This window comes from Serratia bockelmannii (genome assembly GCF_008011855.1).
In the GTDB taxonomy this organism is placed as follows: Bacteria; Pseudomonadota; Gammaproteobacteria; order Enterobacterales; family Enterobacteriaceae; genus Serratia; species Serratia bockelmannii.
In genome coordinates this window covers 408,284-428,596 of the sequence record NZ_VOUX01000001.1, presented here as the reverse complement: position 1 = coordinate 428,596, position 20,313 = coordinate 408,284, and the positions used below count along the sequence as shown (strand labels likewise).

21 protein-coding genes are annotated in these 20,313 nt (G+C 55.8%); 9 read left to right on the top strand and 12 right to left on the bottom strand.

Features of this window, described 5'->3' with window-relative positions:
• On the bottom strand, positions 1-215 hold a 215-nt coding region (locus FOT55_RS02120; RefSeq protein WP_147823027.1), incomplete at its 3' end, for a helix-turn-helix domain-containing protein.
• A gap of 88 nt (positions 216-303) precedes the next feature.
• Positions 304-693: an inner membrane protein YbjM gene (locus FOT55_RS02115; protein ID WP_025302232.1), complete on the bottom strand. Its 390-nt coding sequence runs from the start codon at positions 691-693 to the stop codon at positions 304-306.
• A gap of 294 nt (positions 694-987) precedes the next feature.
• Between FOT55_RS02115 and FOT55_RS02110 the strand changes: the two genes are divergently transcribed.
• The 3 genes from FOT55_RS02110 (at position 988) to sigJ (ending at position 4,315) form a co-directional block, all read left to right on the top strand.
• Positions 988-2,676, top strand: a complete 1,689-nt coding sequence (locus FOT55_RS02110) for an aspartate:alanine antiporter (RefSeq protein WP_047728000.1) — start codon at positions 988-990, stop codon at positions 2,674-2,676.
• 300 nt (positions 2,677-2,976) lie between these two features.
• Complete coding sequence (locus tag FOT55_RS02100; RefSeq protein WP_060432778.1) at positions 2,977-3,417, top strand: carboxymuconolactone decarboxylase family protein; 441 nt, start codon at positions 2,977-2,979, stop codon at positions 3,415-3,417.
• A 1-nt stretch (position 3,418) separates the two neighbouring features.
• Positions 3,419-4,315, top strand: a complete 897-nt coding sequence (sigJ, locus tag FOT55_RS02095) for an RNA polymerase sigma factor SigJ (protein WP_060432777.1) — start codon at positions 3,419-3,421, stop codon at positions 4,313-4,315.
• 49 nt (positions 4,316-4,364) lie between these two features.
• Here the strand turns inward: sigJ and FOT55_RS02090 are convergent, their stop codons facing one another.
• From FOT55_RS02090 to eco, 5 genes are all read right to left on the bottom strand, one after another.
• On the bottom strand, positions 4,365-5,138 hold the full coding sequence (locus tag FOT55_RS02090) for an ankyrin repeat domain-containing protein (RefSeq protein ID WP_147823026.1): 774 nt from the start codon (positions 5,136-5,138) through the stop codon (positions 4,365-4,367).
• Positions 5,139-5,194: 56 nt separating this feature from the next.
• Positions 5,195-5,938, bottom strand: a complete 744-nt coding sequence (locus FOT55_RS02085; protein WP_060433854.1) for an ankyrin repeat domain-containing protein — start codon at positions 5,936-5,938, stop codon at positions 5,195-5,197.
• A gap of 52 nt (positions 5,939-5,990) precedes the next feature.
• Positions 5,991-6,734: an ankyrin repeat domain-containing protein gene (locus FOT55_RS02080; RefSeq protein ID WP_060432775.1), complete on the bottom strand. Its 744-nt coding sequence runs from the start codon at positions 6,732-6,734 to the stop codon at positions 5,991-5,993.
• Entirely contained in the window at positions 6,731-8,206 is a 1,476-nt protein-coding gene (locus FOT55_RS02075; RefSeq protein ID WP_060432774.1) for a hypothetical protein, read from the bottom strand. The genes FOT55_RS02080 and FOT55_RS02075 overlap by 4 nt, the downstream gene beginning before the upstream one ends.
• A 403-nt stretch (positions 8,207-8,609) precedes the next feature.
• Positions 8,610-9,122 carry a serine protease inhibitor ecotin gene (gene eco / locus FOT55_RS02070; RefSeq protein WP_033642514.1) on the bottom strand — a complete coding sequence of 171 codons (513 nt, stop codon included), beginning with the start codon at positions 9,120-9,122 and terminating at the stop codon, positions 8,610-8,612.
• Positions 9,123-9,413: 291 nt separating this feature from the next.
• Between eco and FOT55_RS02065 the strand changes: the two genes are divergently transcribed.
• Both FOT55_RS02065 and ybjG read left to right on the top strand, forming a co-directional pair.
• Complete coding sequence (locus FOT55_RS02065; protein WP_043137796.1) at positions 9,414-10,148, top strand: phosphatase PAP2 family protein; 735 nt, start codon at positions 9,414-9,416, stop codon at positions 10,146-10,148.
• Between the two features lie 5 nt (positions 10,149-10,153).
• The gene (ybjG, locus tag FOT55_RS02060) at positions 10,154-10,759 is read left to right on the top strand and encodes an undecaprenyl-diphosphate phosphatase (protein ID WP_049205937.1); all 606 of its coding nucleotides are present in this window, start codon (positions 10,154-10,156) and stop codon (positions 10,757-10,759) included.
• Positions 10,760-10,795: 36 nt separating this feature from the next.
• On the opposite strand, the gene FOT55_RS02055 is transcribed toward ybjG, so the two are convergent.
• Positions 10,796-11,632 (bottom strand): aldose epimerase family protein, encoded by an 837-nt coding sequence (locus FOT55_RS02055; protein ID WP_060432773.1) that lies wholly within the window; start codon positions 11,630-11,632, stop codon positions 10,796-10,798.
• Between the two features lie 213 nt (positions 11,633-11,845).
• Here FOT55_RS02055 and deoC point away from each other — a divergent pair, with 213 nt between their 5' ends.
• The 4 genes from deoC (at position 11,846) to FOT55_RS02035 (ending at position 17,182) form a co-directional block, all read left to right on the top strand.
• Entirely contained in the window at positions 11,846-12,526 is a 681-nt protein-coding gene (gene deoC / locus FOT55_RS02050; protein WP_147823025.1) for a deoxyribose-phosphate aldolase, read from the top strand.
• Positions 12,527-12,678: 152 nt separating this feature from the next.
• Positions 12,679-13,443, top strand: a complete 765-nt coding sequence (gene deoR / locus FOT55_RS02045) for a DNA-binding transcriptional repressor DeoR (protein ID WP_025302222.1) — start codon at positions 12,679-12,681, stop codon at positions 13,441-13,443.
• Between the two features lie 979 nt (positions 13,444-14,422).
• Positions 14,423-15,721 carry an HAAAP family serine/threonine permease gene (locus tag FOT55_RS02040; RefSeq protein WP_004938697.1) on the top strand — a complete coding sequence of 433 codons (1,299 nt, stop codon included), beginning with the start codon at positions 14,423-14,425 and terminating at the stop codon, positions 15,719-15,721.
• Positions 15,722-15,814: 93 nt separating this feature from the next.
• Positions 15,815-17,182: an L-serine ammonia-lyase gene (locus FOT55_RS02035; RefSeq protein ID WP_025302221.1), complete on the top strand. Its 1,368-nt coding sequence runs from the start codon at positions 15,815-15,817 to the stop codon at positions 17,180-17,182.
• A 54-nt stretch (positions 17,183-17,236) separates the two neighbouring features.
• Here FOT55_RS02035 and FOT55_RS02030 read toward each other — a convergent pair whose 3' ends face one another.
• Genes FOT55_RS02030 through FOT55_RS02015 form a run of 4 tightly spaced genes read right to left on the bottom strand, consistent with a single transcriptional unit; the run spans position 17,237 to position 20,285 of the window.
• Positions 17,237-17,902: a response regulator transcription factor gene (locus tag FOT55_RS02030; RefSeq protein ID WP_049205929.1), complete on the bottom strand. Its 666-nt coding sequence runs from the start codon at positions 17,900-17,902 to the stop codon at positions 17,237-17,239.
• Positions 17,899-19,287, bottom strand: coding sequence for an FKBP-type peptidyl-prolyl cis-trans isomerase N-terminal domain-containing protein (locus FOT55_RS02025; RefSeq protein ID WP_147823024.1), 1,389 nt, complete (start codon positions 19,285-19,287; stop codon positions 17,899-17,901). The genes FOT55_RS02030 and FOT55_RS02025 overlap by 4 nt, the downstream gene beginning before the upstream one ends.
• Positions 19,284-19,706, bottom strand: a complete 423-nt coding sequence (locus tag FOT55_RS02020) for a hypothetical protein (protein ID WP_147823023.1) — start codon at positions 19,704-19,706, stop codon at positions 19,284-19,286. Before FOT55_RS02020 ends, FOT55_RS02025 begins: the two co-directional genes overlap by 4 nt.
• Positions 19,707-19,730: 24 nt before the next feature.
• Complete coding sequence (locus FOT55_RS02015) at positions 19,731-20,285, bottom strand: fimbrial protein (RefSeq protein ID WP_049205924.1); 555 nt, start codon at positions 20,283-20,285, stop codon at positions 19,731-19,733.
• Between the last annotated feature and the right edge of the window lie 28 nt (positions 20,286-20,313).

Genomic DNA, 20,313 nt, shown 5'->3' with positions numbered 1-20,313 from the left:
GGCATGTTGTCTCCGCACGTTCTGGTGGAAGGAGAAGTTCGCCAGTCAAGTTGACCGTATTTGCGCAGCCAGTTCATAACAGTCTGGCTGCCCTGGATACCGTAGCGATCTTGCGCCTGGCGGTATGTCATCTCGCCTTTTTCGACCTGTTCGACGACAGCCAGTTTAAAGGATAGAGAGTAATCGCGTTGTGTGCGTTTAATATACTGGTTCATCACATTTTCCTCTGTGCGTGAGTAAAATGTGTCAACGCTATTCAGGACGGGTCATGAACGACAAAAAAGGCGCTTAACGCGCCTTTTTTTATTGCCGCTGCCGCCGGTGCAGCTGCTGCAGCGTCTGCAACAGGCCGAGGGCGAACAGCATCAGCATCGCGCCGAACACGCACCAGAACACCGCGCTGGTGGCATAAGCCAACTCCTGCCAGAACGAATAGGACGGCGTCAGCCAGAAGTGGCGGATCAGCAGGCACAGCGGCAGCGCATACAGCGCGCCAAGCAACGGGCAAAGCAGCCGCTTGCGGCTCGACAGATAGCTGGCGATCGCACCGGGGACAACGAACAGCAGCAGGCCGGTTTCCCCGTGGTGCTCATGATCCGTGCTGCCGAACAGGCCGGTTTGCTGGCCGAGAAACACCAGGCTGAACAACAGAAAACAGCTGAGAATGCCCAGCCAATATCGATAACTCGTCATGCGAATTCTCCCCCGCCCAATTACCGCATCAATAGAAATCGGTCCGGCCCCCCGTGAGGTGACGCTAAACCGAATTTTTTCCTTGGTCAAAAGAGAGTTAAATGCGCACGGCGGCGCAGGAAATCAGCTTTCTGTGCTGGCTGTCATCGGTCATAGCGTCTAGAATGAACGCCGCCGAACGATGGTTCGCTTCGCTTTCTGCTGGTGGTGATTTATGACGTCGTTTTAAGGCTGAATTTATCTCTTATAGTTATCTATATCAAGCACTTACTGGTAAACAATAAGTTATCCTCCGTGAACATAAACGTCGCTAGTTTGTTAAACGGTAACTACATTCTGTTACTGTTCGTGGTACTCGCACTGGGGCTGTGCCTCGGTAAACTCCGTCTGGGCTCCGTCCAACTCGGTAATTCCATTGGCGTTTTGGTGGTTTCCCTGCTGCTCGGCCAGCAACACTTCGCCATTAACACCGAGGCGCTGAATCTCGGCTTCATGCTGTTTATTTTCTGCGTCGGCGTGGAAGCCGGACCCAACTTTTTCTCGATTTTCTTCCGCGACGGCAAAAACTACCTGATGCTGGCGTTGGTGATGGTCGGCTCGGCGATGGTGCTCGCCATCGGTCTCGGCAAGCTGTTCCACTGGGACATCGGCCTGACCGCCGGCATGCTGGCCGGCTCGATGACCTCCACGCCGGTGCTGGTGGGCGCCGGCGACACGCTACGCAACACCATCGTCAACGGCCCGGCGCTGCTGGCGGCGCAGGATCATCTGAGCCTCGGCTACGCCCTCACCTACCTGATCGGTCTGGTCAGCCTGATCTTCGGCGCGCGCTACCTGCCGAAGCTGCAACACCAGGACCTGTCCACCTCTGCCCAGCAGATCGCCCGCGAACGCGGCCTGGACACCGACAGCCAGCGCAAGGTCTACCTGCCGGTGATCCGCGCCTACCGCGTCGGCCCCGAGCTGGTGGCCTGGGCCGACGGCAAGAACCTGCGTGAACTGGGCATCTACCGCCAGACCGGCTGTTACATCGAACGCATCCGCCGCAACGGCATTCTGGCCAACCCGGACGGTGACGCGGTGCTGCAGGTGGGCGACGAGATTTCGCTGGTCGGCTACCCGGACGCCCACGCGCGGCTGGACCCGAGCTTCCGCAACGGCAAGGAAGTGTTCGATCGCGATCTGCTCGACATGCGCATCGTCACCGAAGAGATCGTGGTGAAGAACAGCAACGCGGTGAACAAACGCCTGAGCCAGCTAAAGCTGACCGACCACGGCTGCTTCCTCAACCGCGTGATCCGCAGCCAGATCGAAATGCCGATCGACGACAGCATCGTGCTCAACAAAGGCGACGTGCTGCAGGTGAGCGGCGACGCGCGCCGGGTGAAGAGCGTGGCGGAGAAAATTGGCTTTATCTCGATTCACAGCCAGGTGACCGATCTGCTGGCGTTCTGCGCCTTCTTCATCATCGGCCTTTTGATCGGCCAGATCACCATTCAGTTCAGCAACTTCTCGTTCGGCATCGGCAACGCCGCCGGCCTGCTGATGTCCGGCATCATGCTCGGCTTCCTGCGCGCCAACCACCCGACCTTCGGCTACATTCCGCAGGGCGCGCTGAACATGGTGAAAGAATTCGGCCTGATGGTGTTTATGGCGGGCGTAGGCCTGAGCGCCGGCGCTGGCATCGGCCACAGCCTGGGTGCGGTCGGCGGCCAGATGCTGATCGCCGGGCTTATCGTCAGTCTGGTGCCGGTGGTTATCTGCTTCCTGTTCGGCGCCTACGTGCTGCGCATGAACCGCGCCCTGCTGTTCGGCGCCATCATGGGCGCCCGCACCTGCGCGCCGGCGATGGAGATCATCAGCGATACCGCGCGCAGCAACATCCCGGCGCTGGGTTACGCCGGCACCTACGCCATCGCTAACGTGCTGTTAACGCTGGCGGGTTCACTCATCGTGGTGCTATGGCCGGGCATACTCGGCTGATCGATTAGCGGGAGAGATGGATCGGCGATAAAAATATTTTGATTTTTTTGTCGCCGGCCAGAACTTTCGTTGGGGGCCGCAGTCTGAATTAGTGCCACTGCTTTTCTTTGATGTCCCCATTTTGTGGAGCCCGATAATCCCGCCTTTTAGGTTCAAGATTATCGGGTTTTTTGTTGTCTGAAAAACGTATTACATCAACGGCCCACGGCCCCAAAATGCACATTTTTGCTGTGGTTCGGTCACACATCCCTCTTCTCATTCGTCATCTATATGTGTTAACCCGATAAATGAGGAGTTCTTATGACTACGTTAGTGAATACCGACCCTGTCAATCATGCGCAAACCATTGCCAACGTTTTTTCCGCGCTGCTGAAAGTGCATGGCGCTATCGATGCGCACAATCTGGAGCGCAAGATCTACCATCTCGTCCTCCTGCGCGCTTCGCAAATCAATGGCTGCGGTTACTGTGTCGAGATGCATACCAAAGAAGCGCGCGAGGACGGTGAAACCAACGCACGTCTGGACAGGCTGGTGGTATGGGAACACGTTGATGATTTCACGCCTCGCGAGCGCGCCGCATTTGCCTGGACAGAAGCGTTAACGCGGCTTGAACGCCATACCGAGTATGGCCCACTGCGTGCGGCATTGCGCGCGTACTATTCCGAGGAAGAAATCAGCGCGCTAACCGCAAATATCACTATGATAAATCTGTGGAATAGAATTCATATTTCCGGCCACTAATATGAAAAACGACAAGTATGCAGCACTGTTCGAATCGAGAAGATCGTTTCTGATCGGCCTCGCCTATCGTATTTTAGGTTCTCTGGCCGACGCGGAAGATGCCGTGCAAGATACCTATATCAAATGGTTACATGCGGATCGCCACAGCATTCTGAATCCTGCGGCCTGGCTGACCACCGTCTGCACTCGTCGTTGTCTTGACCTGCTGCGCGCCGCGCAGCAGGCTCGCGTCGATTATGTCGGTATTTGGCTACCAGAACCCATTCAAACCGCCGTAGCCAAAACGCCCGAGCAGACGTTGGAACTCGCATCGTCGCTGTCGACGGCCTTTATGCTGTTGCTCGAAAGACTCACTCCCCGCGAGCGCGCAGCCTATTTGCTGCATGACATCTTTGACTTGCCCTACGCGGATCTCGCCACGACATTAGGTGGGGAAGAAACGGCGTGTCGTAAACTGGTGTCACGCGCGCGCGAAAAAGTTGGCCGCCCAGAGGAGCGTAAAACCCAGCCCACAGAGCGGCAGGAGGCGTTGCTGATCGCTTTCAAAACGGCGGTGGAAACGGCAGATATCGAACCGCTTTCGACCCTGTTGTCCGAAGACGTTAAGCTCAGTGCGGACGGCGGCGGCAAAGTGCCCGCCAACCTGGCTGAACTCGTCGGCAAACGTGAGGTACTCGAGTTTATCGGCGGTAAATTGCCCGTATTTTGGCGAGCCTATCTCTGGCAACACGCGCTCATCAATGGCGTGCCGGGCGCCTTGCTATCCGAACAAGGCCGTATTACGGCGTCTGTCAGTCTCAGCTTGAATGCCGAAGGCCGACTGGCTCAGGTATTTATCGTGCGCAACCCAAGCAAACTTTCGCAACTCGACCGTCTGTGGACAATGCCTCTGCGGTAAGAACACCTTTACAACATGTGCCCAGTTTCCGGTAATACAGCCAGACGGTTTATTGACTGACAGGGAGAGGTGGCCATTTCCCACCACGCTTAATTAGCTCGTCTTTGATGCGCTCAAGAGACGCTTTCGCCTCACTGCCGTCCGGACTCCTATTAATCAGCCGTTGTAGTTGATTACCCATCGTCCAACCCGAGTTGCCTCTTATATCGCTATCGGCGCCTTTTTCTAATAAAAGAATGACGTGGTCATAGGAGTGATAGTCTAAAGCATCGATGAGCAGCGTATCACCCAGTGAATTTCTTATATTTATATCAGCACCATGCTCCAACATGACCTCTAATGTTTCTGTGTTTTTTGCAAAGATACTATTAAATATAATGGGTTGATTATGAACCTTATCCCTGGCATTTGGAGAAAGTCCGCCCTCTAACATAGCCTGTATCCAGATGCCTTTATCCGCTTTCATAACAAATTCAGCGGGGCTGCCTGGTGCGTTAGGCTGAGGTTGTAATGGCTCAGCCCCCGCCTTGACTAAATCTGTAATGATCTTGAGCCGCTCTGGCGTGTTCTTGTCAAAGATGGCGTTGTTTATCGTCCAGAATAGCAACGTCATCTCCGCCTTGGCCGGCCGATTTAACGTTTCTTTGCTTACCGTCGATAAAACTTTATCCAGCTTTTGCCTGTCACCCTCGTAAATGATGGTGGCGATGTCCAGCTGCTTCCCTTCAAAGTAATCTTGTGGTTGTAGATCCCTACCTTGTTCGCATCCCTGCATCGCACATATAGACAGCACCACGGTGATAATGAGAATAATGTGCTTCATGCCATACCCATCCCATCCACGTCAAACGCCAATTATTTCACCCACCTGAGAGCCAACTAATTCATAATGTTTATTTTCTCTTTAATTTTAATTAATTTCTTTATATAAGAATTATTTTTGTCTCCCTTGGCTATTTCCGCAGAAATCAAAGAAAGGAAGCTGTCATTAAAATCATCTTTGGCTAATGGGTTAGCGCCATGAGCCAAAAGAACCTCAATGTGTTCTGGGCAACTATTATACAACGCATTAATTAATGGCGTTCTGTTCATAGCACCTTTGATATTAACATCAACTTTGTAATCTATTAGAGTACTCAGCGTCTCTGTATTAACCGCTTGAAAGCTCTTGAAAATTATTGGTTGATTGTTTATTTCATCCCTTGCATTAGGCGATAGTCCGCCTTCAAGCATAGCCTGTATCCAGACGCCTTTATCCGCTTTCATAACATATTCAGCCGGGCTACTTCGCCCTTCCGGTCTTGGCTGCAGTGGATCTGCCCCCGCCTTGACCAAATCCGTAATGATCTTGAGCCGCTCTGGCGTATTCTTGTCAAAGATGGCGTTGTTTATCGCCCAGAATAGCAACGTCATCTCCACCTTGGCCGGTCGATTTAACGTTTCTTTGCTTACCGTCGGTAAAACCTTATCCAGCTTTTGCCTGTCACCCTCGTAGATGATGTTGGCGATGTCCAGCTGCGTCCCTTCAAAATAATCCTGTGGTTGTAGCTCCCTACCTTGTTCGCATCCCTGCATCACACAGATAGATAGCACCACGGTGATCATCAGAATAATGTGCTTCATGCTCATACCCACCCACGTCAAACCCCCGTCATTTCACCCAGCTAAGAGTCGACTAATTCACAATATTTATATTATCTTTAATTTTAATTAATTTTTTTATATAAGAATTATTTTTGTCTCCCTCGGCTATTTCCGCAGAAATCAAAGAAATGAAGCTGTCATTAAAATCATCTTTGGCTAATGGGTTAGCGCCATGAGCCAAAAGAACCTCAATGTGTTCTGGGCAACTATTATACAACGCATTAATTAATGGCGTTCTATTCATAGCCCCTTTGATATTAACATCAGCTTTGTAGGCAATAAGTACCTTTAATGTTTCAGTATTCTTCGCTTCAAAACTTTCAAATATGATAGGTTGATTATGAACCCTATCTCTGGCGTTTGGAGAAAGGCCACCTTCCAACATAGCCTGTATCCAGACGCCTTTGTCCGCTTTCATAACAAATTCAGCGGGACTACCTGGCGTGTTGGGTTGAGGCTGTAAAGGATCTGCGCCGGCCTTTACCAAATCAGTGATAATTTTCAATCTTTCAGGTGTGGTTTTGTCATAGATGGCATTGTTTATTGCCCAGAACAATAAGGTCATTTCCTCCTTAGCTGGACGATTTAAGATCTCTTTATTTACTGATGGCAACAGTTTATCCAACTGCGGCCTATCACCATCATAAATGGCTTTGGCAATGTCCAATTGCTGACCGTCAAAATAATCCTGTGGTTGTAAATCCATACCTTGTTTGCACCCCTGTATGATGAGCATAGACACTACCATCGTGATAATGAGTATGATTTTTTTCATATTCTTCCCTTGATTGTGGCTATGTCATCGTCTTTTTCATTTTCAATGCATTGTATCGCCTGGTCTATACCGTGCTTATCCAGCAGTGAGCCTGTTCCACCGGGAAGCGTGTGTTTTACTCCCACTGCGTCAGGCGCCAACATGGACAGCCGTTCTTTCGCCATCACCGCAGGCGGATAAAATTTGAGGTCTTTAGCATCCTCCCACAAATCAACTTCCTGCAGCTTGGTTAACAGCTCCCCTTTTACGCGATACGCCTGAATATTATCGGCGCTGCCTATTATCGAACCGCCGTATTTTTCGACGGTTCCCGCATTCAGGCCTGCTGCATTAAACGTCCAAGCCGGTTTACCGCTGGCTATAGAAGCCGCAGACGCCATGCCCCCACCCAGCGAATGACCAGATATCCCAACATCGCCTTTAATTGCTTTACCGATATTAACCGCTTTTTTGTAGTATTCAGAATTAAGCCCTATTCCCTGAGCACCATTATTTGTCCAATCGCTCAGGTTTTTAATTCCTGACAAATCGCCGTTCAATAACGCTTTCTGGGCAGCCTTGCTTATTCCCTCCGGGAACTCGGGCGCACGCGATCCGCGGAACACCACCGTCGGACTCATCGCTTTACCAAAGATGCTCTCATCTGGCTGATAAACTCGGGCTAAAAAATCAGGATTCATTGGTATGTCATAAAGCATTTTACTGTCCAGACCAAGCCTATTTAAAGCTCGTTCGTTATTACTGATATCTTTCCAGCCCTCCGGTACCCCTGGTAGTTCGCCTAGTGAATCGGCGGTCTTGTAAACATTCTCAGCCAACTTCGCCTTTTCGACCGCAACGTTGTTCTCCGCCAGGCGCTGTGCAGCTATGCGCGCATCCGGGTAAATGCTGCGGTTGCCTCGCCCTATCAGGTACTGGCGTTCTTGCCAGCGTTCTGCCTTGGTCAGCGGACGGATGGCCTGCACCGTGGCGGCAACGGTTGCTACTGCGGTCGCGATGGCTTGCTGCAGAGGGGGATTCCGGGTCGTATTCTGCCTCGCCGGCAGCACCGTCGGTTTTGCCCGGTGGCCATAGCGGCTAACCATTTCTTCATAGCGGGCGATCACGCGCCCGATAGGATAAAAGGCGGGAAGAGAGCTGCCTGGATAGCGCTGTAATCGGCCTTCCGCGTCGACGTAAAAAGCATATTTCGTCGGCGTCCAGGTGCCCATTCCCTGATCAATCGCCAGCAAGCCGCCCCGGTTGATCTCATCGAGCACGCTGCGCTTCACAGCCACGTCCTCACGATAACCGGTGACGCCAATCCCGGATTGAGTATTGCGGGTAATCGGATACCGGCTGCTTATCGATATGCCGGCTGCGCCGCCGAACAGATAATGCCGTTCCAGCTCATACCGCGCTGCTGTAGGGTTAAGTATCCTGGAAAAGCTTTCCGGCGCCGTGTGTTCAGAGGAGAAATGAATCAGTTTCATACGGCGCCTGCCCACTCGTAAGGTTCCGTGGTCGGCACAGACGCGCCATCACAGTGCAGCTCGCCAGATGGGCGACTTTTTCTGGTTTCGTCGAGCGTTAGCGAACGATAACGCATTGGATATCCTTATCTTCTGTGTCACGCCTAAATAGGGTATGGGCAAAATTATCACAATTCAGTAAAGATTTCTTTGCTCTATTTCTATACGCGCGCATCCTCTCCCATCCATGCAGCGGCGTGCTTCCTGTGCCCATGTGAAGAACGTATTTCGTTGTCATGTTGCGGCTAAAAGCCACGTCCGAAAGCAATCAGTCGAGTGTCAAAGATGCGGGAATGATAAGGAGACAGGAAGGAGAAAGGCTCCGCCAACCGGGAATGGCCAGCGGAGCGGCGTCAGGCGGCGATTATTTCTGCTCAGCCTGACTTACGGTATCTTCGGCTTTCCAGATGCGGTATTTCACTTCCGCGTCTTTCGGCGCATACACCACGATCGGCAGGCGGCTGTTGTAACGCTGCATCGCGGCGTCGCCCAGGTTAGCGGCGATGAATTTCTTGGTCTTGGTGTTGTCCGGGCAGGCCATCATGGTCGAGGCCGGTTCAGACAGCTTCTCCAGCACCAGGTAGTCGTAACCCCAGCCGGACAGGGTTTTGGTCTCCAACGTGCCACCAATCATATGGCGGTTGCAGTCCACTTCCAGCGTCTTGCCGATCAGCAGCTCTACCTTGTAGTTCTCTTCGTGCTCTTGCTTCGGCAGGTAGATCACCTGGCGATTCATACCCTTCTCGGCTTTCGGGTAAGGCGCGACTTTTTCCAGCGGCTGTTTGCTCATGTCCGCGTCATCGCCAGAGGTCGCCGCCATAGCGCCGGCGGAAACGGCCATCAGCAGGCCGGAAAATACAACGGATGCCTTGTTCATGTTTTATCCCTACACTTTGTCAAATAATCCGTCTATAAACTAATACACTACCGCCAAGCTCGCCACAGGTTTAATCTTCTTTACAATAGGCAATCAATAGTGACAATCGCCTAATATAAACCGTTAACTGGAGCAATTAGCCAGCGCACCCTCGGGTTAAGACGAGAAAAACCAGCGATTACCTTCGTACAAGCAAGTGTATCAGATAGGGTTTTCTTACCGGCGGACTAAGGTTTTCTTAAGACAGAATTATTACAGTAACGTCATTCAATCCTGTCACTGAGCCTGCGCGTGAATCCAGAATCGTCATTAAATCAATCCTCAACGACACCGCAAATTAAGACAACCACCCTTTACTCCCTGTCGGCATCCTTTTACCGTTGGCAAGTTTTTGGCCTGCTGATCAGCGGTTTGGTGTTTCTATGGCTCTCCCGTAACGAACAGCTGGACTGGGCGATCAGCAATTATTGGTTCGATGCCGCCAGCGGGCATTTCCCGTGGCAAAACAATTATTGGCTGGATCTGATCAATCACCGCCTGTTGAAGCAGATAGTGATCGTAGGGGCGGTGCTGACACTGTTTTGGGGCCTCTATCGCCGCAGCGCGCGCCTGATCGTAACCATGCTGCTGATTGGTATCGGCCCGCTGGTGGTGGGCATTCTCAAAGCCACCAGCGCGCACTCCTGTCCGTGGGATCTGATTGAGTACGGCGGCAAGGCGATGTCCTTCCCGCTGTTCGGCACGGTACCGGCGCTGCCGGGCCCCGGTCGCTGTTTCCCCGGCGGGCACGCCTCGAGCGGTTTCGCGGTGATGGCGTTGTTTTTCCTGTTTTATCCGCAGCGCCCGCGCCTGGCCTGGTGGTGCTGGTGCGGCGGCATTGCGCTCGGCATGGTGATGGGCTTTGGTCAGATCATGCGTGGCGCACATTTTCTTACCCATAACCTGTGGGCGGGTTGGTGGGTTTGGTTAAGCCAGTTGGCTATTTATTGGATGATTAGCGGCTATTGGCGCCGCAAGATGAGGTAACGGTTATGGAGCAGCTAAACCATGTTCTTTTCGCCTGGATCAATGCGACCCCGGCGTCTCCCGAATGGATGATCGATTTCGCCACCTTTTTGGCGCGCGATCTTATCATTATCGTGCCGCTGCTGATCGTCGGCCTGTGGCTGTGGGGGCCGCAAAGCCAGCTGGTTTCACAGCGCGAAGTGGTGGCGAAAACCACGATCGCGCTGTTGTTCGCCATGCTTGCCGCCTCCGCTATCGGCGCGCTGCTGCCGCATGAGCGTCCGTTCGTCGCCGGCGTCGGCTATACCTTCCTGGCGCACGCGCCGGACAGCTCGTTCCCCAGCGATCACGGCACCGCCATCTTTACCTTTGCGCTGGCATTCCTGTTCTGGCACCGGGTCTGGTCCGGCGCGCTGCTGATGATTGTCGCCGCCGGCATCGCCTGGTCACGCGTTTACCTCGGCGTGCACTGGCCGCTGGATATGGTTGGCGGTTTCCTACTCGGCCTGGTCGGCTGCCTGTTCGCGCAGCTGGTATGGAATCTGTTCGGCGATGTCCTCGCCCACAAGCTGTCGCGCCTGTATCGCTTCCTGTTTGCCTTCGCCATTCGCCGCGGCTGGGTGAAAGAGTAACCGCACAACATGACAGGGGCGTTACCGCCCCTGCTTTCACACCACGCCGGTAGTCACACAGAACGTCCGCGTTTTTCCCGCTCCCAGCATCACTCCTACCTCCCCTTCCGACGCGTTCGGCCGACAGTTCGCCGGCTGGATAAAAGCGAGCAGCCGCCTGTTGCCCTGAACGGCGATGCGCCGGAAACCATAGTTGAATTGTTCGGTGGCAAAACGCGTCACATAACGCCGGCCCTGCGGCGCCAGCATAAAGAATTCGGCCTGATCCACGTAGCGCGTCAGATCGTCGGAGCACAACAGTTCCTGCCCGATCGTATCCCCTAACAAAGCCGGCGTCGGCAGGTTCTGGCGGAATACCGCATCAGGAATGCAGTCATAGTTGAGGCCGCAAACATAGCGCAGCGGCTGCGGCCGCTCGGCCTGATTGGTGACCTTCATCTCTATGGCGAACTGCGCGCTCTGGGCCGCCAGACGCAGCGCCGGGCCGATGCGCCAACGCCCGCCCGCCCGCTCCCCCTCGCCGTGCAACGTCAGCTCATCGCCCGCCAGCTGGATCCACACGCGTTGCATCTGCAGCGGCTCACCGTCCTGATGCGGCCAGGCGGGATAGAACGCAGCGTCGTCAGCGCGCTTTCTGCCGGCGCCCCGCACGCTGCGGCGGCCCGACTTCAGCGAGTAACCGTCAAACTTAGCGTCCCAGATCGCGAGGCCCTGATACGGTAAAACCGTCAGCGCGCCACGGCAGTTCGCCAGCGTTAACATCGGCCCACGTTCTGCGCAGCGATGCGCGCTCACCGCAAAATCCGCATTGCGGAACAGTTCCTGCCGATGCGCCCCGAAAGCTTCAGGAGCCAGATCGATGTTGATCTTCATCTTTTTTCCCTCGACGTTTCGCCCGCGCAGGCCGCGAGCCACAAAATGTTATTTAAATAACAAATGAAACGCCTTTAAGCTATACCTATAACAGCATTATAGCGACGATCGGATCGAAATTTTTTAAACAGCACTAGGTTTATCGGCATCGGAATGTTATTATTTTCACATTCCTCACTCCGTTTACTGTCTTAACCTCACTAAGGAACCGCGATGACCACCGAAAACATCGATTACGCCCGCTATGTCGACCACACCCTGCTGGCCATGGACGCCACCGAAATGCAGATCGCCAAACTGTGCGAAGAAGCACAGCAGCACAACTTCTATGCGGTATGCGTCAACTCCGGCTACGTGCCGCTGGCGGCCCAGCTGCTGCAAGAAAGCACCGTGAAAGTCTGCTCGGTGATCGGTTTCCCGCTGGGTGCCGGCCTGACCGTCGCCAAGGCCTTTGAAGCCAAAGCGGCGATCGCCACCGGGGCGCAAGAGATCGATATGGTGATCAACGTCGGCTGGTTGAAAAGCGGCCTGCTGGACGAAGTGAAAGCCGATATCGCCGCCGTGCGCGAGGTTTGCGCGGCGATCCCGTTGAAGGTAATATTGGAAACCTGCCTGCTCAGCGATGCGCAGATCGTCCAGGTTTGTGAAATGTGTCGCGAACTCGATGTCGCCTTCGTGAAAACCTCCACCGGCTTCAGCACCGGCGGCGCTCGGGAAGAGCACGTCAAACTGATGCGTGAGACTGTGGGCAGCGAAATGGGCGTGAAAGCTTCCGGCGCCGTGCGCGATCGCGCCACCGCCGAGAAGATGATCAAAGCCGGCGCCACGCGCATCGGCACCAGCTCCGGCGTCGCCATCGTATCCGGCGCCCAGCCGGCGGCGGGCAGCTACTGATCGTCGGCTTGCGCTGACGGGCATGGCCATACACTCCGATGCGGGACAATACGGGCGGCTGATGCGGCCCGATATTGCCCCGCATTGTTGTGTTTAGCGCCGGAAATGCCGGCACGCCCCTTTACCTCTACTACCTGTGGGAAGACGGATCTATGGAAACGCGGCGCGAAGAACGTATCAACCGGTTAGTTCAGGCGTTAAAACGCGCTGACAAGATCCACCTGAAAGAAGCCGCCGCGCTGCTGGGGGTCTCGGAGATGACCATTCGCCGCGATCTGAGCGCCGAACCGGCGGCCGTGGTGTTGCTCGGCGGCTACGTGGTGACCGATCCGCGCAGCAACGGCGTGACCAACTACTTCGTTTCCGATCAAAAAGCCAAACAGGTCACGGAGAAACGGCGCATCGGCCTGCTGGCAGCGCCGCTGATCAATGAAAACGACACGGTGTTTTTTGACTGTGGCACCACCACCCCGGCGATCATCGACGCCATCGCCGACGAACTGACCTTCACCGCCGTGTGCCATTCGCTGAACACCTTCCTGGCGCTGCAGGACAAACCGAACTGCAAAGTGGTCCTGTGCGGCGGTGAGTTCAAGCCGAACAACTACATCTTTTCCAGCGTCAGCGGCCGTAACGAGCTCGATCATATCTGCCCGAATATCGCCTTTATCTCCGCCGCCGGCCTCAGTCTGCAGCACGGCGCCACCTGCTTCAACTTCGACGAACTGGAGATGAAGCATCGCGCGATGGCGATGGCGCAGCAAAAGATCCTGGTGGCAGACCACAGCAAATTCGGCAAAACCAAACCGGCCTGCATCGGCCCCCTGACACAATTCGATCGGGTGATCACCGACCGCCAACCGGCCGCCGACTTCCTGGCATTCTTCAACGACAACGCCATCGCTATCCGCTATTAATCCGCCTTCAGCGCCGTCATAACCGACGGCGCACCGTTTCGATATCCCTCTTTCCTTACCCAAAAATGAACAAATAATGCGCAATCAATTCGCGTTTTTCGCTTATCCGCACGCAACATCAGGTTAATAAAATGCAACAGCTCACCCGCGTGATTATTTTTTCGCAGGCTAAACACGCGGTCGGCTGGGTGAATTAACGGCTATTTATGGCTTTTATATGATAAATCGTACCAAAGGCCAGGAAGTTTAAATAAACGGCGGTTTACGCGATTGCAGCAAATCTCACCAATACCTGTTAGCTATCTGTTATTTATATGATGAATGGTTACGCATTTTTATCCGCTAACCACGTAAGTAATTTCCCTTGGTTACTAGCGGTGAATTTTAAATAAAAATCATTAAAAACAAAAAGATAAATTCAATTTACCTTAAAAACATAATGTGATCCACATCACTAAAACTGCTTAATCCGGGTTTTTCGCTAGATCCAAAACCACGCATAAAATATATTGCTCGGCTTGCTGCTGAGCACAGCGCTTTATCCGGCTAATTATTGTACAAGCCGCATAATCGCAGAAAATTTTATGAGAGCGTTCTCAGCACAAAATCTTACACAAATGTGCAACAAATGCGCGAAAAATCGATAAAAAAGCAGATAACTGCACATATTACGCATTTGAGAGCAGGATCACGGTTGTTTCTACTGTAAATCGTTATCTTGCCGCCAACAAAAATCGACAGGCAATGACCTGTCGGCAGCGGTAACGACTTTTATCCCCCGTGACGGTGGAAAGTCTTTAGTGAATTACCCGGCGCTGTGCCTTGGTAATGAACACAATAAACAACCAGGGGGACGCCAAAACATCCCCGCAAGCAACACCTGATTCTTACCGCAAGCGTTGCCTGAATAGGACGTTTGACGGTTTAACCTTAAGTTTTGCCTTTTAATTTTAAATTCGTGTTCACTTCGGAGATATTTATGGACACTACACAGACCGGCACAATTGCCTCTGCGGCCTCGGGCTCCAGCAGTACCTGGCGTAAAACGGATACCATGTGGATGTTGGGCCTGTACGGCACCGCCATCGGCGCAGGCGTCCTGTTCTTGCCCATCAACGCCGGCATCGGCGGTTTGATTCCTCTGATCATCATGGCCATCATCGCTTTCCCGATGACCTTCTTTGCCCACCGCGGCCTGTGCCGTTTCGTGCTGTCCGGCAAAAATCCCGGTGAAGACATCACCGCTGTAGTGGAAGAGCATTTCGGCATCACCGCCGGTAAACTGATTACCCTACTGTACTTCTTCGCCATCTACCCGATTCTGTTGGTTTACAGCGTGGCGATCACCAATACCGTCGACAGCTTCATTACCCACCAGTTGGGCATGACGTCGCCGCCGCGCGCCATTCTGTCACTGATCCTGATCGTCGGTCTAATGACCATCGTGCGTTTCGGTGAGCAGGCCATCGTGAAAACCATGAGCATTCTGGTCTTCCCGTTCGTGGCGGTGCTGATGCTGCTGGCGGTATACCTGATCCCTAACTGGACCGGCGCCATCTTCGAAAACGTGTCGCTGTCCGGCAGCGGTACCGGCATGGGCCACGGCCTGATCATGACCCTGTGGCTGGCAATCCCGGTAATGGTGTTCTCCTTTAACCACTCGCCGATCATCTCCGCTTTCGCCGTCGCCAAACGCGAAGAGTACGGCGCAGACGCCGAGAAGAAATGCTCCCGCATTCTGGCTTATGCACACATCATGATGGTGCTGACCGTGATGTTCTTCGTGTTCAGCTGCGTGCTGAGCCTGACGCCGGAAAACCTGGCGGAAGCCAAGGCGCAGAACATCTCGATTCTGTCTTACCTGGCTAACCACTTTAACAACCCGATGATCGAGTACATCGCGCCGGTTATCGCCTTCGTCGCCATTACCAAATCGTTCCTGGGCCACTACCTCGGCGCTCGTGAAGGTTTCAACGGTCTGGTTGCCAAATCGATGAAGAGCCGTGGCAAAACCGTCAGCACCGCCAAGTTGAACCGCATGACCGCTATCTTCATGCTGGTGACCACCTGGATCGTCGCCACCCTGAACCCAAGCATCCTGGGCATGATCGAAACCCTGGGTGGCCCAATCATCGCCATGCTGCTGTTCCTGATGCCGATGTACGCCATTCGTAAAGTGCCTGCCATGCGCAAGTACAGCGGCCACATCAGCAACGTGTTCGTGGTTGTGATGGGTCTGATCGCCATCTCTGCTATCGTGTTCAGCCTGCTCGGCTAATCACGCCCGGCCGGCGCCGCTTGCGCGCCGGCCCTCCCGCACTCCCCCATTTCCCGTATTCACCGCCTGAAACCTGAAGAAGGAGGCGAGACCATGGTCAGCGTTTTCGATATTTTCAAAATTGGCATCGGCCCATCCAGTTCCCACACCGTTGGCCCGATGAAGGCCGGCAAACAGTTCGTCGACGATCTGATCGCCCACCAGCAGTTGCAGGACACCACCCGCGTGGTGGTCGACGTCTACGGTTCGCTGTCGTTGACCGGTAAAGGTCACCACACCGACATCGCCATCATCATGGGCCTGGCCGGCAACCTGCCGCACGACGTGGACATCGACAGCATCCCGGGCTTTATCCGCGACGTGGAACAGCGCGGCCGCCTGCCGCTGGCCAACGGCCACCACGAGGTGGATTTTCCGCTGCACGGCGGCATGAATTTCCACAGCGACAACCTGCCGCTGCACGAAAACGGCATGCGCATCCGTGCCTTCGCCGGTGAACGCCTGCTGCACAGCAAAACCTATTACTCGATCGGCGGCGGTTTCATCGTCGACGAAGAACACTTCGGCCAGTCCGCCGAGGGCGCCACGCCGGTGCCCTACCCGTTCAAATCGGCGCACGATCTGCAGCAGCATTGCAAAGACACCGGGCTGTCGTTGTCCGGCCTGGTGATGCAGAACGAGCTGGCGCTGCGCAGCAAAGCGGACATCGACGCGCATTTCGCCGACGTCTGGCAGGTGATGAGCGCCGGTATCGAGCGCGGCATCAACACCGAAGGCCTGCTGCCTGGCCCGATGAAAGTGCCGCGCCGCGCCGCCGCGCTGCGACGCATTCTGGTGACCGGCGACAAGAACAATATCGATCCGATGAACGTGGTCGATTGGATCAACATGTTCGCGCTGGCGGTCAACGAAGAGAACGCCGCCGGTGGCCGCGTGGTCACCGCGCCGACCAACGGCGCGTGTGGCATTATCCCTGCGGTACTGGCCTACTACGACAAGTTCATCCGCCCGGTGAACGCCAACTCCTACACTCGCTACTTCCTGGCGTCCGGCGTGATTGGCGCGTTGTACAAGATGAACGCCTCGATCTCCGGCGCCGAAGTGGGTTGCCAGGGGGAAGTGGGCGTGGCCTGTTCGATGGCGGCGGCCGGGTTGACCGAGCTGCTCGGCGGCAGCCCGGCGCAGGTGTGCATCGCGGCGGAGATCGCCATGGAGCACCATTTGGGACTGACCTGCGATCCGCTCGCCGGCCAGGTTCAGGTGCCGTGCATCGAACGCAACGCCATTTCCGCCGTTAAGGCGGTCAACGCCGCACGCATGGCGATGCGCCGGACCAGCGAACCGCGGGTTTGTCTGGATAAGGTGATCGAAACCATGTACGAGACCGGCAAAGACATGAACGCCAAATACCGCGAAACCTCACAGGGCGGGCTGGCGATCAAGGTCGTGGCCTGCAACTGATCGCCACGGCGAGGTACTTAAGGCGCCAGCCGGTGTGACTTGGCCGGCGCCGTTTCAATAGCGATCCTTTCCTGCCGCAACGCCGGGCTGAATACCCGCGCGAAGCCCCACAGCCCCGGGACGAGCGCTGTGCCGCAGCCAGCCGTAAAGTTCGGCATTACGCCGGAATCCCATTTTGCGCATGACGCTCATCTTGTGATTGCTGACCGTCTTCACGCTAATGTCCAGCATCCGGGCGATTTGCGTGACTCCCATCTCCCGCGTCATGCAGCGCATGATCTCTTGTTCGCGCAGCGTCAGGCCCCGGTGTTGGCATACGCAGCTCCTGCCACAGCTCAGTCTGCCCGGCCATTTGCTGCGCCGCTCCAGCTCGGCGCTCACCTGATACAGCGCCGAAACCAACGGCATATCGTGGTAGATGACGCCAGTCTCCAGCGAGCAGCGGTTACCGACGGTGCGTTTATGCCGTCCCTCCGGCGTTCGCAACGAGAAATACAGCGTTTTACGCCCCGCGGGCTGCGCCTCAGAGAGGTGACAAAAACAGCTTTGCACGCCGGGAGGAAAATAGCAGAACACCAAATCGGCTTCGTGAACCTGCCGCGCATCCACTAACAGCGTGCGCTTGCCGTAAGTGCTGAAATGCAGCGCCAGGGCCTCTTGCCAACCGGCGCTGAAGTATCGATTCTCATCAAATAGCGCGATTTTTATCATCGTGTTCATCCCTGTTCTCCCGCCGTGTCGGCTTCCCGTTTAACCGCCTGGACGCCCTTCGCCGGCGCCTGGCTGTTGTCGATGCGCAATTCATAAACCATGGTGGCGTTGGGCGGCACCTTCGGCGGGTAGCCGGTTTCACCGTAGGCCAGCGCCGGCGGCACGACCATCGTCAACGAGCCGTGGTTGTGCAGATGACCTATCGCCTCCCGGAACAGCGGCGGATATTCGGACAGCGGTTGCGACAGCACCTTGCCGCTCAGATCCATATCCTGGATCACCGTGCCGTCGGTCAGCTTCTCTTTCACCACGACATCGACCACCGCCGTTGGCGCCAGCGCGCCCTCCCCGGCGTAATCCACCCGATACCAGAAGCCCATCGCCGACTGCTTTACGCCCTTTTGTTGACTGAACTGCGTCAGGTAATCGTCATCGCGCCGCCGCTGCTGGTTAACGCGTTTCTCACGCGCGGCCACGGCGGCGGCATCCGCCTGCGCCGTCAGCGTATTCAGTTCATCCGGCGGCAGCTGCAAACGCCCCGCCACGCTGTCGATAACGCCCGCCAACAGGCTGTCGCGGTCCACCGGTACCCCCCAGCTTTGACGCTCCGTCATCAACCCCTGAATATCCCGCCCCAGCGCACTGCCCGCCGCATAGGACAACCGTTTCCGTTCATCCTTCAACTGCTCCGGCGTCATCTCCCATAGCAGCCGCTTACGCAACGCCAGCAGGTCTTCGCGCGCCTGCTGAGTCGCCTTCTGCTCACCGGCCCGCTTCTGCTCGCTTTCTTCCAACGCGGCGCGCAGAGCGTGCAACGCCTCCTGGTGCTCGCGTTGGCGTTGTGCAAGCGTCTGTGCCGATGCCTGCGCGGCAGACTCAAGTTCGGTGACGCGCCGTTCGGCCTGCGCCGCCGTCGTTCTGCTTTTGGCGGTTTCCTGCGTCGCCTGACGCAACAGCGCCTCGGTGCGCTGCGCGTCGGGCGAACCTCGCCAGGCAGCGCCCAGCCCGGCAATCCACTGTTGAAGCGTCGACGAGTCCGGCAACGCTGCGACGGGTGGCGCCGCTTTCTCCGCCCGCAGCGCAGTAAGTTCCTGGCGCAACATCGTCAGTTCCATTCGCTGGCGTGCCAGCTGTTGGTCACGCGTCAATAATTCCTGGCTCAGCGTAAAAGCTTTGGCCGATGAAGCAGACTGGTGGGTGTCCGGCGGACGCTTTGCCGGCTCACGCTTTTTTTGCCCCGCCTCGCGGTCGGCGGGCGCCGCGTTTTCGCTCTTCGGCGCGGTGTTCTGCCGTTGATACTGCTCGGCAAACTGCAGCAGCGCCGGCACGCCGTCGTCCGCCTGCGCGACGCCGGTGAACAGCAGAGCCGCACAGCCCAGCAGGCGCAGCCTCATTTAACCTGCTCCCCGCGATCCGCCAGCCCGGTTAGCACCGCCTGATTCACCCCGGCGCACAGATAGTTGACCTTGTAGCGATACAGCGCATCCACCGTCTCCTGCGTGTCGCCGTTTACCCTGGCGCGCAGGTTGGCGTACTGCGAAGCACCGCTCATCAGGCTGTCGAAGGCCTGTTTGTAGCGCTGATACTGTTTCTCGTCGATCGTGCGCAATGCACCCAGTTGCTGCTGGCACTGCTGCAGCTGCTCGGCCTCACGCTGCTTGCGCAAAGCCTCTTCTGACGGAGCTTGCACAGTCTGATTTTTGGTGTTCACGGCGGGCTTGCCCGACTTTTGGTTTTGACAGGCGGCGGCGCTCAACGCCAACAGGCACAGCAGGCCCATGCGCAGGGCGCGATTGAGGGGCTTTATCATCATTGCGTTTTTTGTCCTTGTACACGCTTATTCGTATTCCAACGTAAAGGTGGCCACCGCGCTGAAGGTGCCGCGGCCGATGGACTTCGTTTGGATGGCCTCCGGCTCCCCCTGCACATAGGCCTGCAGCGTGAGCGTGGTGTTGCCGGCATTCAGGCGGAATTTATCGCTGGCGCGATTGAGCGGCAGCGCCTTGCCGGTGCTGTCCTCCAGCCCGATGCCGATCCCCGAGGCCAGGCTGCCGGTATCCAGCGCCAACAGGCCGGGCAGTTTGGCGTTCTCGGTGCCGGTAAACGTAATGGCCACCGTATTGCCCAGGCTGAGATCGCATTCAGTCAGGTGCAACGCGAAGGTTTGGCTGTGGGTGCGGGTGTTCAGGTACAGGTATTTGTCGACGATGGTGCCGAAATCCAGTTGGATGTCCTCATCCCCCGGTTGTATGACACACGGCTCGGCCACCAGCGTACCGTGAAAGCGCATGTTTTCCGCCGCAGCCGCCGGCTGCGCCATCATGCCGGCCAGCATTACCATGCCGGCTCCCAGCAGCGCGCTTCGGCGCCGGTTCGTCTCTGTCGCGCGCATGACGCCACTCCCTTTGGTTATGCTTGCG